The organism is Echinicola marina, from assembly GCF_020463795.1.
Lineage (GTDB): Bacteria > Bacteroidota > Bacteroidia > Cytophagales > Cyclobacteriaceae > Echinicola > Echinicola marina.
Map to the genome: position 1 here is coordinate 1,941,486 of NZ_CP080025.1, position 13,387 is coordinate 1,954,872.

The following is a 13,387-nucleotide window of genomic DNA, read 5'->3' on the forward strand; positions in this document are numbered from 1 at the left end:
AAATATAATTTTAACCCTAAGCTAATTGTTGATAGCATATTTTGAATAGTTGAGTTTTTGCGTAATAATATGTCTAGTTCTTTTTAGCGATTATTACTCTATCAATAGTACCCAATTTTAATAACCTAAACCTTAGTAAGATGATCAAAAGGATTACTTATCTTTTTTCAGCTTGCTTTCTGCTATTTGCTTGTCGGGAAGTAGGCTGGGAAGAACATTATGAAAGGCCTGAATGGCTCAAGGGCAATGCTTGGGAGCTGCTGGAAGACCGTGGAGGTTTCTCCATATTTTTAGAAGCAGTAGAGATTGCCGGCTATCGAAGCTTGGTAGAAGGGAAGGGCATCATTACGGTGCTTGCGCCATCAGATGAAGCTTTTGAGGCTTACCTAAATGAAAAAGGGCTCAGTTCGGTAAGTGAACTTTCTGCAGCAGAGCTTAAGAAACTGGTGGGTTTTCATCTGGTGTATTACGCATTCAATAAGGAAAGATTTGCGAATTACCGGCCAGAAGGTCAGTCAGTAGAGAAGCCAGCAATGGCCGGTCTATATTATAAGCACCGGACCAAGAGCAGGGACACTGTGTCCGTAGAGCAAGATATGGTGGCGGGAAAAGAGCGAACGATTTTCCATAAGGAAAGATTTGTTCCGGTGTTCTCCCATTATCTTTTTATCTCCAAGGATATTGATGCCACATCCAATTACGAGTATTTTTACCCGGAAAGCAGCTGGACAGGGGCAGGAGGATTTAATATTTCCAATGCCAGCGTGGAGGAGTATGCGTTGCCAACAGACAATGGATATGTGTATATCGTTGACAAGGTTATTGAGCCACTGGAAACGGTCCATGCTGAATTAAAGGAAAAAAGTAATTACAGTGATTTCATTTCTATTTATGATCGTTTTACCTCCTACTGGTATGATGATGAGACCTCCAAAGAATATGCGGAAGTAGGTGATTCCCTGTATATCAAAAGCCATCTTGGGCTACCTGAAATCGCTTCGGAATGGTCTTATAATGGTGGGGGAGGCCTTCAGGATTATGCTAATCTAGCAGCCCTTTCATCGGATGCCTATAATGTATTTGCTCCCAATAACCAGGCCATTCAGCAATTCTTTAATCAATTCTGGGTGCCCTATTATTCATCCTTAGACGAAGTACCTTTTTTACCTCTTCAGGTGCTATTGTATAATCATGTATATAGTGGGAGTATAGTTTTTCCTGGTGAAGTGGAGCGTGGGGATATCAAAAGTACTTTTGGGAATATTATCCAGTTTGATCCAGTTACAGATGTAGAGGACAGGGGAATAGGTGTGAATGGGGTTTATTATGGACTTAATGAAGTCATCGTTCCGGGGCTATTTGAAGGTGTTACCGGGCCAATGCTCCAAAATCCAAAGTACAATATGTTTTTGCATATGGTATATGGCTCTGGCACTTTGCAGGCTTTGATGGGAGATGCCCTTAAGTTTACGGTGTTTGCCCCATCAGATGAGGTGATATTGAATACGATTTATGGTGGTAGCGAAATTTTTTGGAATGAAGGAAATCCTTTGAAATTTGGCGATGAGGCAGTGGAAGTGGAAAATTCAGAAGGAATCCGCGTACCGGTGAGTACGGGAGCCATGAAGGCTTTTGTCCAAAATCATATTGTGACAGATGAAATCACGGAGATAGCAGGGACTAAAGTATATAGGACCAGGAATCCTTTCAGCTACCTGTATATCAGTGATGATGGAGTGGCTTCTTCCAATACCTATAATCTGGGAGAGTTTACCGCGGCAGAAAATGTGGGGGGCAACTGGACCAATGGCAAAGTTTACGAAGTGGACCGTTCCCTGATCAGGGAAGAGGGAAGCTTTAAGTATATCGTTGCTTCGGCAAGTTCTGGTACCAGTTCGGTACAGGAGTTCTCAGAATTTTCGAAGCTTTTGTCACAGGCAGACCTTGTAGAACCTAACAAAGAGTTTGAATTCTTGTTTGGTGATAATTATATGTTGTTTGCTCCGACGAATGAGGCGATCCTTCGTGCCAAAGAAGAAGGTAAAATTCCTACTGACAAGGATGAACTGGAAGATTACCTGCGGTATTATTTTGTGCCGATCAGTCCCAATAGCATCAATGACTATGCTTTTCCAGGCATGGGTGTCTCCGGAGATTTTTTGACCTCTCAGGAGAATGGTAATTCCTATGGCCAGTTGACCCTGGTGGATAACGGAAGCAGCTTACAAGTTAAATCCACCTTAGGGGAAATGGCCAATGTGGTCAGCACTTTCCCTAAAATTTATGTGGATGGAGCGATTTATCAGATTGATAAGGTGCTCAGTTCAGGACAATAAACTTCAAATACAGTTTCATGAAATCATTTTATATCATTAGCTGCCTGCTAATGCTGCTCATCGCGTCGCCTTTGCACGCGCAGCAAACTGTTTTGACAGGCAAAATAACCGACGCAAGTGGCGAGCCTCTAATAGGAGCGAGTATCTTTATCGAGAATGACCAGCAGCGTAACCTTAATGGAACCATTTCGGATGAAAATGGTAATTACCGTTTGGCAATACCAGCACAGCAAAGCTTAACAGTTGTATTTTCCTATATAGGCTTTAAAACCAAAAAGATAGGCTTTGGTAACCAATCCAATTTGGATATTACCCTTTTGGAGGAAGCCTTCGAATATGGTTCTGCCGAAGTGGTAGCTGAAAGAGTTCAGACCAACTCCCTCGGTATTAGCGAGCGGGAGCAGACATCTTCTTCTCAGCGTTTTGATGTGAACCAACTCAAGGAAGTGCCTATGACATCCATAGAGTCAGGTTTGCAGGGAAGGATGGCCAATGTGGATATCATTTCAGGGGCAGACCCAGGGTCAAGGAGTACCATCCGTATCCGGGGGACGTCTTCTCTAAATGCCAATTCGGAGCCATTGATTGTAGTGGACGGTATCCCCTATCCGACCAATTTTGGGGATGATTTTAACTTCGCCACGGCCAATGACCAGGACTTTGGTGCTTTGGTAAATATCTCTCCCAATGATATTGAGTCTATAGAAGTGCTTAAAGATGCGGCAGCTACGGCCATTTGGGGGTCCCAAGGAGCCAATGGGGTTTTGGTCTTTAAGACTAAAAAAGGAAGAAAAGGGAAAACCCGTTTTTCTTTTTCTACGAAGTCAGAAATCAAAAAGGAGCCTTCTACCATTCCTTTATTGGATGGTTCTCAATATGTCAGCCTGATGCAGGATGGGATTTGGAATTCGGTCAATGATATTGGATACCTTGCAGGGAGTGCTTATACCGATCGTCTTTTCGATACCCAGGAAATCAACTTTGATCCTGAATGGGTGTATTTTGATGAATACAACCAAAATACCAACTGGATCAACGAGGTAAGTCAGCTGGGACATTATCTGGACAATAACTTTTCCCTAAGTGGTGGTGGTGATAAGGCCATTTACCGGGTTTCTCTGGGCTACCTGAGGGATGTGGGGACGACCATCGGGACCTCCTTGGACCGTTTCAATTCCTTGGCCAGTGTAACTTATAAGTTTTCCAATAAGTTGAGCGTCAGTGCAGACATGTCCTATTCCCAGAGCATCAAGGATGCCAACTGGTCAGGAAATGGTATTTCATCCGCCAGAAGTATGGCTATGCGAAAAATGCCCAATATGAGTCCCTATGTTTTGGATGATAATGGTAATAGGACCTCGGAATATTTTACTCCATTGGAGAATTTCCAGGGAGGATTTTCCAGCACCAAGTTTTATAATCCAGTAGCCTTGGTCAATGAATCTACCAATGAAACAAAGGCCGATAATGCAAGGGTGATTTTTAGATTGAAATACCGCTTTAATCCAGATTTGGAATATACTGGCACTGTGGGTTTTGATACCCGGACGACCAAGAACCGCAAGTTTTTGCCACAGTCTGTGACTGGGGTACTTTGGACCGATCCCTATTTCAACAGAAGTGCTGACCTGCTTTCGGACCAGCTGTATATCAACACGGAAAACAAGCTGATTTATAATAAGGAGATCAATGAGAGGAACCATGTTATCCTGAGTGGATTGGTACAGACCAATGAGTCCAGAAGTTTTGGTTATGTCAGCGAAACCAGTGGAAATGCATCAAGTTCTCTAAGCGATCCTACGGATGGTGCAGCAGTGGCCTCGATGAAGTCCGACAATTCCATGTCCAGAAGAGTGGCGACAATTGCCAATGCACACTATACATTCAATAAGAAATATATCATTTCGGGCGGTTATCGCTGGGAGGCCAATTCCAGCTTGGGTGCGTCTAACCGTTGGGCAGGATTTCCTTCTGTAGGTGTGGCCTGGCACTTCGGTGACGAGCCATTTATGAATGGCCTTGCAGGCATTGATCTGGGTAAATTGAGGGCCAGCTGGGGTAAAAGCGGCAATCCTCCAGGTGGAGCCTTCCCTTATATCGGCACATTCAGCCCGATCACTCCCGGATACATGGATATGGTAGCCATATCGCCTGCCAGCATACAGTTGGAAAACCTTCGTTGGGAGACGATTACCCAGTCAAATATAGGATTGGATTTGTCCTTGATGCAAGGGCGTCTATATATCACGGCGGAGGTTTATGATCGCTTAACCACAGATTTGTTACAGAAAGATTATAGTCTTCCTTCATCTACAGGCTTCTCAGAAGTGAGGTATTTCAATTCCGGTAAAGTGTATAACAGAGGTTGGGAGTTGATCTTTAACTATGATGCCATCAAAACGGATGACCTGAAGGTGTCTTTTAATTTCAATCTTGCCAGAAATCGCAATAAGGTGGTTGAATTGCCAGAGAATATGCAATTTGAGAACTACCAGTTTGGCAATGGGGAATATGCGCACAAAATCGTTGAAGGCAATCCCATCGGTTCGTTTTATGGCTATAGGTACGAAGGTGTTTACCAAAATGGAGAAGAAACTTATGCCCGTGATGGTCAAGGCAATTTGATTCGGGATATAGACGGGGAGTTGGTTTATATGCGTAATGGTAATCGAAGGGTTTTTCCTGGGGATGCCAAGTATGAGGATATCAATGGAGATGGCGTGATCGATCAGTATGATATCGTTTATCTGGGCAATGCCATGCCATTGTTCACGGCTGGTGGCGGTTTCAATATTCGCTATAAAAACTTTAGTTTGACCACTTTCCTCCATGGCAGGTTTGGACAGAAGATCGTCAATGAGACCAGGATCAATACCGAAAATATGTTTGGAACTGCCAACCAAAGTACAGCGGTGCTTAGCCGATGGAGAAATCAAGGCGATGATACCGATATCCCAAGGGCCCTTTATAATGAAGGCTACAATTTCTTGGGTTCGGACCGTTTTGTGGAGGATGGATCCTTTGTGCGCCTAAAGACAGTCTCTTTGAGGTACTCCCTCCCTAAGGCCTTCCTGACCAAAAATAAGATCGATCGCTTTGATGTGTTCTTCACGGTACAAGACCTCTACACTTGGACCGATTATTCTGGCCAGGATCCAGAGGTAAACCTTTCCAGTAATATTTATATGCTCAGTGTGGACAAGGCGAGTACTCCTCGACCTAAGCGGTTTGCTCTGGGTGTAAACATGAATTTTTAATCGAGTTAATCATGAAGAAAACATATATTTTCTTGATCACGATGATGTCATTGGCCTTGAGTTCCTGTAACGAATGGTTGGATGTACAGCCTGAAAATAACCAGGTAAGTGATGAATATTGGGCCAATAAAGAAGAAGTAGAAGCAGTCCTCGGAGCTGGGTATGTGCGGCTCCGCGAATCCATGGAACAGATGCTGGTCTGGGGAGAGCTAAGAGGAAATGGCCTCGCTTTGGGCGGGGGAACTGTTGATGCCGATCTGTTCCGAATCAGTCAATGGGATATCATTCCCGGCAATGACTTTGTGAAGTGGGACAAGTTTTATGAGGTGATCAACTATGCCAATATGGTCATTAAATATGGCCCCACCGTGGTAGCGAAAGATCCTTCCTTCAGTGAAAATGTAATGCAGTCTTATTTGTCCGAAGCATATTTTCTCAGGGGATTGGCCTATTTCTATTTGGTAAGAAACTTCAGGGACGTTCCCTTGATCACGGAGCCATATATGGATGACCAGCAATCTTTCGAAGTGGCCAAGTCCCCGGCCAATGAAATATACCAGCAGATCAAGTCAGATCTTGAAGGAGCTGTGGAATATGCCAAAGAAGTGGCGCCGACGGTTTGGGAAACCAAAGGAAGGTCTACCAAATGGGCCATTTATGCTGCTTTGGCCGATGTGTACCTGTGGACAGAAGAGTATGACAAATGCCTTGATGTATGTGATGAGGTGATCAATTCTGGCCGCTTGGGTTTGCTGGAAGGAATGATCAATACAACCAATAACTGGTATACAATCTTCAGTCCGGGGAATTCCAACGAAGGGATTTTTGAACTACAGTTTGATTATGAAAAAAGCCAGACCAATAGCTTGGTTTCCTGGTTCGGGACAAACAGTCGCTATGTGGTTACGGATTATGTGGTGACACTTTTTGAAGAGAGTGATGAAGATATCAGGGGCGAAGGATCCAGCTATACTGCCGAAGACCTAAAAGTATGGAAATATTTAGGCGCTGAAGCGGGTACAGGCATACCAAGGACCTTTAGTGACCAAAACTGGATCATTTACCGCATGGCGGATATATACCTGATGAAGGCAGAGGCTTTGGTGATGAAGGGGGCTGGGAACTATGATGAAGCGGCAGAACTGATAAATACCGTCCGTGAGCGGGCACAGATTTCTGAGCCAGTGTCTGCAGCATCTACTGAGATAGAAATGTTGCAGCTGTTGATGGAAGAACGGGCAAGGGAGTTTGTGGGAGAAGGCAAACGCTGGTTTGACTTGTTGAGGGTAGGTAGTAGAGATGCTTATCAATATAAGGATTACCTCATCACTCAGGTCTTGCTTACTGCTCCAGCAAGTTCAGCCCCAATAATCCGGTCCAAATTATTGGATGAGAACAGCCATTATTTACCGATTCACTTTGATGAACTGTCAGCCAACAGGCTTTTGGTTCAAAACCCATATTACGACAACCTCAACTAATCTGGCCATGAAAAAGACTTATTTAATATACCTATTGGGCTTGGTCATGGCAATGGTGTCATGTCAGGATCCCTTTGAAGAAAGCACTTTTGCAGCATATGAAGAGCTGCCGATTTCTTCCCTGCTGAAATCCCAACCGGAGACCTTTTCTCTCTGGGTGGAGCTGATGGAGCATGCGGACATGTACAATACCCTCAATCTCAGGAGCACTTATACTGTATTTGCACCAAGCAATGAAGGGGTACAACGGTATTTGGAAGGCAATGGTTGGGATGAAGTAAGTGATATCCCTAAGGAAGAGGCGGAATATTTGGTGAAATACCATACGATTTATTCCGTCAAGATCAGCCAAAGCCAATTTGAAAATGGAGTGATCAATGACCGTAATGCCACTGATGATAACTTGTCCATTGAATTTCGTGATGGAGGACTCAATGCGATTTATATCAATGGGGAGTCCCGGGTAATGGAGCTCGATATTGAGGCTACCAATGGGATCATACACGCCCTGGAAGAGGTATTGGTACCGGTAAGGGCTACGATCATGGACCGTCTGGAGGAAGATCGTTTTTCCATCTTCAGAGGGGCTGTAGAACTTGTGGGCAAAGCCGATATACTGAATACCATAGTGGAGGAAGGGATTGATGCGAATGGCAATCCCCTTGAATACCGTATTCGGGTGACTGCATTTGCAGTTTCTGATGAAGTATATGCACAGGAAGGCATCATGAGCTTGGAGGACTTGAAAACAAAACTGGAGGTGTCAGATGAAAACTTTACGGCTCCTGAAAATGCCCTTAACCAATATGTTTCTTACCATATCCTGACACAGCTAAAATCTTTTGCGGCTTTGGGGGCCTTCCCTGAAGGGGAAACTTCCATGAATATCAACACCATGGCCGCCAATGAGCTGATCAATATTTCTGATCGGTCAGGAAGCTTGGTGATGAATTATGATGAAGAGGCAGGAAAAGGAGTGGAATTCATTAAGGAGAATATCAACTGTAAAAATGGGGTGGTCCATGAAGTGGATAATTGGATGCCGCTGTTTACCCCTCCCCGCGTGACCGTACTGTGGGATTTGACCGACTACGCCGATCTACAGGCATTATGTGACCAGTACCAGAATCCAAGTCTGAATTCCACTTATAATAGGACGATTTCCCAGGATGAAGTGAGCTGTTATCAATGGAAATCCACTCCGGAGTTTAGAAATAATGTGGTGACCTATAGAAATAATCGGGGAGCTGATGGCATCTGGTATGCAGATGCTTTGAACCATGATCACCTTAGGTTGGACTTGGGTCCTTCAGGATGGATAGAAATGGAAACTCCGGTGCTGATCAAAGGAAGTTATGAGATCACGATGATCTATTTAAGCTACACGAAATCCTCCAATACGGGGTATTTGCAGTGTTCGATGGATGGAAAGAGACTGGGTAGTGAATGGCCTGTGTCCAACAGAAGGTACGATAGGAAGCTGGAGCGAAGGATGACCAGTTCTTATACCTTTGATGAGACGAGCAGCCATACTTTGAGAATTGTGGCCATCGATGGTGAGTTACTCACTTTGGATCATATCAGATTTACACCTGTAGACTAAACATGAAGCAAATGAAAAATTTAAAATATATAATGGGCTTGCTCTTACTACTGTCCATGGCCTGTAATGAAGTATGGGATGAGCACTATGGATTGGATGGCGGAGATGAGAGCGCTTATGTGGTATCATCACTCAATCTATTGGATTACCTAAAAAGTATTCCTGATTACTCCAAGTTTGTGGAGGCTTTGGAACAATATGGTATTGCAGAAGAGCTCACCCGTGACCAGTATTTGTCCGTTTGGGCAGTTAATAATGAGGCCATGCAAGCGCTCGAGAGCATGGATTTGGATAAGGAATTTGTCCTACGCTATCATATCAATAACCTGACCTATGACATGAGCAAGCTAAGGGATGGGCTGAGGTTGAGGTCCCTTAATGGAAAATACATTCCCGTAACCAGGCCAGTGGAAAATAAAATCCAAGTGGCCGATGCCACGGTGACAGAAGGAAATCAGTTTTGTCAAAATGGAGTAGTCCATGAGATCAATGAGCTGATGGTACCGGATGAAAGTATCTATGAGTATTTATACGGCTTGTCCGATGAATATTCCATGATCAGGGACTCTGTTTTTGCGGCCAATGACACTGTCTTTGATGCTAGCAATAGTGTTCCTATAGGCGTGGATAAATCTGGGAATACGATTTATGATTCAGCTTTTGTCATTGAGAATCCCATTTTCGAGGAAGTTGATTTTAGGTCAGAATTTTCACAAGTGACCATGTTTGTGCCGAGTAATGAGGTGGTGGGCGTCTGTTTTGACAACCTCCAAAAACTATATGACCAGTTCGGAAAGCCTTTTACCAAGGCTGATTCTCTGATCGCTTGGAACTGGGTGATGGATGCGGTTTTCTATGATCAAGTCGTGGACGATTATGGGGCGGAAGAGGATTTGGTGTCTGCTTTTGGGAAGCTATGGAAGACGACAGTACAAGGGGTCAATCCACAGTACAAGCGCATGAGCAATGGAAGGGTCTATGATGTCAACTTCCTTAAAATCCCCAATAATGTCCATATTTCGGCGATCAAGCAGTTGTTTTACTATTACGAGTTTGTTCCTGATGAACAGCGTGATGAGCTGTTTACTTTTCACAATACCAGTGAGATAAGGATACAGGCCACGGATAATTATTCTTTCCCAAACATTAATGTATCTGGTACTTACACCATTTTGCGGCTTTTTGGAGAGGATATTCCGGGGCAACCATTAGCCGTGGATTATACCCCTGTGAAGCTGGATAAAAATGAAGACGGGACCACTACCGCTTCGGTGGTGGAAGTGCCGCCAGGAGAGTACAATTTGTACATGGGCGTACAGTCCAAGAACCATCCTTACCTCAATGTGTATATAGATGATCAGCTGGTAGCTGCTGAGCTTAATGTGGAGCCTTCTTCTCCATGGAACTATGACCGAAGTACCAATACCGTTCCGGGAACCAAATGGGATGGACTGGGAGGTCTGGTCGGTATTGTGAATATCGAAGGTGATGAAGTGCGCTCATTTAAACTTCGAGTGGAGGTGGCTTTATTGGGCAAGTCTTCACGGGAAGAAATGAAGCTTTATCACTGGGCATTAGTACCCACCCAAAATAACTACTGATGAAAACTGAAGGAAAGATGCAAAACATAAATAAAGGATGGATCCTGTTGGCCGTGATGATGGTGTTTGCCATTAGCACCAAGGCACAACAAGTCATCAAAGGAAAGGTGGTTTCTTCTCTGGGACATGCTCCATTGGAGGAGGCTTATATATCACTGGAAAATCAGGAAAACACCACACAAACTGATGAAAAAGGTGCCTTTAGCTTGGAAGTAGATAAGTTGGAAGGTGAGCTAAGGGTCTGGCTGCCTGGATACCAGGAAAAGGTAATTCCTGTGTTGGGAAGAAATCAACTAGAGGTCGTACTGGTGCCCCAGAATTATGATTATTATGAGTTGCCGAAAAAAGGTTTGAAGCAGGGCGAGATGAAGGCAGAGGTTTTGCCACAGCAACGCTTTAAGCCAAGTGCCATGTATGTGGAAGATGTTATCCAAGGAGCATTTCCAGGGTTGAACGTCATCAATAAAAGTGGCATGCCCGGTGAAGGAGCCTATATCAACCTAAGAGGGATAAGGACCATGACAGGCAATAATGCGCCCTTGATTCTCATCAATGGGGTTCCTTATCTTCAGGACCTGAACAATTCAGGTATCATAGAAGGGTATTCGGCCAGTATTTTTAATGCCATCAATGTCAATGATATCGCAGAGATCAGGTTGGTTAAAGGCAGTGAGGCGGCAAGGTTTGGTTCGCTGGGGTCAAATGGGGTCTTGTTGATAGAAACCAGTTCTCCGGAGGATTTGGAGACGGTAATTGAATTTTCAGGGCAGTATGGGGTAGCCTACAACAAAAAAAGACTGCCTTTACTTGGCGTGGATGATTTCAAGAGCTATATCGGCGATGTGGGGCTTACCCGCTATGAAGATATGGGGGATATGTTGGCACTCTTTCCATTTTTGGAAGATGATCCGGATTATTACTTTAACTTCCTCTACAATAATGATAATGATTGGCAAGAACTAATCGATCGCTCCGCCTTTGTTACCTCCAATCACTTGAGAGTAAAAGGTGGGGATGCCATTGCCAAGTATGATTTGTCCGTGGGGGCCAGCAGTCAAGGTGGCACGATGAACAAAACGAATTATACCCGGTACACTACCAGGCTGAACGCACAGATTGCCTTGAGTCAAAAATTCCAATTGGTCAGTTCTTTGGGCTTGACTTATGGCAACAGTAAGCTTCATGAAAAGGTACTTTCTGATGCTTCCAATCCTTTGATGGCTGCATTGTATAAAGCCCCGATTCTAAGCCCATTCAAAAAAGACGAGTACAATAACCAGTTGCCGGCTTATGATGCCGTAAGGCAATTTGGCGTATCCAATCCCTATGCCGTATTGAATAATACGAAAATGGAATCTGACAATTTTGATTTGTTTCTGAATACCGGATTGAACTTTCAAGCCAGTGATTATACCACTATTAGTGGGACATTTGGCTATTATTCAGGGTATAAGCGGCAGACCAGCTTTATTCCAGGGAGATCAGATCAAACCATTATACCATTAGAGGAAGGTGTGGCCTTGAATACTGCCAGGGCGGGAAGTGGAAAGGTTGCTAACCTTTACTATAAGGTCAATGCGGATTTTGCTAAAGAAATAGGAGGTAATTCCTTGGATGCAGGGATTGGTTATCAAGGATTACTCACCCGTCAGGAATTTGATGGTGGATATGGTAGAAATACTAGCTCTGACTTTTATAAAACCCTCTCCTATGTAGATGCTGAGGGTCGCTCTTTTCAGGGATATTATAATTCCTGGAACTGGATGAGCCTCTATGGTTATGCCCGCTACGAATTTGCAGAGCAGTTCTTGGCTTCCTTGAACGTATCAGTGGACGGAGCCTCATCCACGGGAAAAGCCACCCAACGATTTGGGGTTTTTCCGGGCTTGGATTTGACCTGGCAAGCCAAGAACAGTCCTTGGTTGAGGGATAGCAAAAGTGTGGACCTGTTGGATATACATGCAGGATATGGTCTTACTGGAAACAGTCAATATCCTACGGGTTTGAGCAGTCAATTTTATAGCAGCCAAGCTTATCGAAGTCTAGCCGGCATTGTCAATGGAAATGTGGCCAATACCTCCTTGAGCTGGGAGCGTAATCAGACTATGGATGTAGGAGTGGATGCTGGATTCTTTGACCAGAAATTGAAAGCCAGTATCAATCTTTACCAGACGGTTTCATCTGATGTGATTTATCCTCAGGAAGTATCCTCGGTGTATGGTATCAACCAAATGTATGTCAATGGAGCAAAACTGGAAAATAAAGGTATTGAGGCAGGCCTGCAGTTCAGCTTGATCAATAGAAGAGCGTTTAGCTGGAACTTTGGTGGTACCATCAATAAAAATCAAAATGAACTCAGCTCCATGGGGGGTGATAAGGACGAGCTGGTGCGTGAGATGCCAGGAGATTGGGCCATAGTTTCAAAGGTTGGGCAAAACCCATACAGTTTTTATGGATTTAAATCCAATGGCGTCATTTCCACTCAAGAGGAGGCTGATGCGCTAGGCTTGGTAGATTATAAAGGTGACCAGTTCAATGCAGGAGATATCCATTTTGAAGACCTTAACCAAGATGGTGTGATTGATGATATGGACCGTAGGGTTATCGGCGATGCTTCACCTGATTTTTTCGGTAGTTTCTTTACCCAAGTGAGGTATAAGCAATTCTCCCTATCCGCCCAGTTCACCTATAGTGCTGGCAATCAGGTCTACAATGCTGCCCGAAGGGAAATGGAATCGCTAAGTGATTTCCGCAACCAATCCCTTGCTGTAGATAGAAGGTGGCAAACTGATGGACAGGTAACCGATATTCCCAAGGCCATGTTTGGTGATCCAATGGGAAATAGTCGTTTTTCTGACCGTTGGATAGAGGATGGTTCTTATCTGAGGCTCAATAATGTGACTTTGAGTTATCAGTTGGGCAGGGTGAGCTTTATAGAAGGCGGAGAGGTTTACTTGGCAGGTGAAAACCTGTTTACATTGACCGATTATTTGGGCCTTGATCCGGTGACATCTTATTCTTATCAGCCCTATATGCAGGGGGTGGATTTTGGAGCTTTGCCTCTGCCAACTACCGTTAAACTTGGTTTTAACCTTCAATTCTAATGACA

The 13,387-nt window shown here is 44.1% G+C and carries 6 protein-coding genes; all 6 read left to right on the forward strand.

Features of this window, described 5'->3' with window-relative positions:
* Positions 1–140 precede the first annotated feature (140 nt).
* Genes KZP23_RS08235 through KZP23_RS08260 form a run of 6 tightly spaced genes read left to right on the forward strand, consistent with a single transcriptional unit; the run spans position 141 to position 13,382 of the window.
* The gene (locus KZP23_RS08235) at positions 141–2,336 is read left to right on the forward strand and encodes a fasciclin domain-containing protein (RefSeq protein ID WP_226335711.1); all 2,196 of its coding nucleotides are present in this window, start codon (positions 141–143) and stop codon (positions 2,334–2,336) included.
* A 17-nt stretch (positions 2,337–2,353) separates the two neighbouring features.
* The gene (locus KZP23_RS08240) at positions 2,354–5,593 is read left to right on the forward strand and encodes a SusC/RagA family TonB-linked outer membrane protein (RefSeq protein ID WP_226335712.1); all 3,240 of its coding nucleotides are present in this window, start codon (positions 2,354–2,356) and stop codon (positions 5,591–5,593) included.
* An 11-nt stretch (positions 5,594–5,604) separates the two neighbouring features.
* The gene (locus KZP23_RS08245) at positions 5,605–7,074 is read left to right on the forward strand and encodes a RagB/SusD family nutrient uptake outer membrane protein (protein WP_226335714.1); all 1,470 of its coding nucleotides are present in this window, start codon (positions 5,605–5,607) and stop codon (positions 7,072–7,074) included.
* A gap of 7 nt (positions 7,075–7,081) precedes the next feature.
* Positions 7,082–8,677: a fasciclin domain-containing protein gene (locus KZP23_RS08250; protein WP_226335716.1), complete on the forward strand. Its 1,596-nt coding sequence runs from the start codon at positions 7,082–7,084 to the stop codon at positions 8,675–8,677.
* 11 nt (positions 8,678–8,688) lie between these two features.
* Positions 8,689–10,278: a fasciclin domain-containing protein gene (locus KZP23_RS08255; RefSeq protein WP_226335718.1), complete on the forward strand. Its 1,590-nt coding sequence runs from the start codon at positions 8,689–8,691 to the stop codon at positions 10,276–10,278.
* A 17-nt stretch (positions 10,279–10,295) separates the two neighbouring features.
* The gene (locus KZP23_RS08260) at positions 10,296–13,382 is read left to right on the forward strand and encodes a SusC/RagA family TonB-linked outer membrane protein (protein WP_226335720.1); all 3,087 of its coding nucleotides are present in this window, start codon (positions 10,296–10,298) and stop codon (positions 13,380–13,382) included.
* The last annotated feature ends 5 nt before the right edge of the window (positions 13,383–13,387 follow it).

Bases quoted from the DNA above. Each gene is read 5' to 3' on its own strand.
- KZP23_RS08245 (WP_226335714.1), top strand. From the start codon at position 5,605: ATGAAGAAAACATATATTTTCTTGATCACGATGATGTCATTGGCCTTG.
- KZP23_RS08235 (WP_226335711.1), top strand. From the start codon at position 141: ATGATCAAAAGGATTACTTATCTTTTTTCAGCTTGCTTTCTGCTATTT.
- KZP23_RS08250 (WP_226335716.1), top strand. From the start codon at position 7,082: ATGAAAAAGACTTATTTAATATACCTATTGGGCTTGGTCATGGCAATG.
- KZP23_RS08260 (WP_226335720.1), top strand. From the start codon at position 10,296: ATGCAAAACATAAATAAAGGATGGATCCTGTTGGCCGTGATGATGGTG.
- KZP23_RS08240 (WP_226335712.1), top strand. From the start codon at position 2,354: ATGAAATCATTTTATATCATTAGCTGCCTGCTAATGCTGCTCATCGCG.
- KZP23_RS08255 (WP_226335718.1), top strand. From the start codon at position 8,689: ATGAAAAATTTAAAATATATAATGGGCTTGCTCTTACTACTGTCCATG.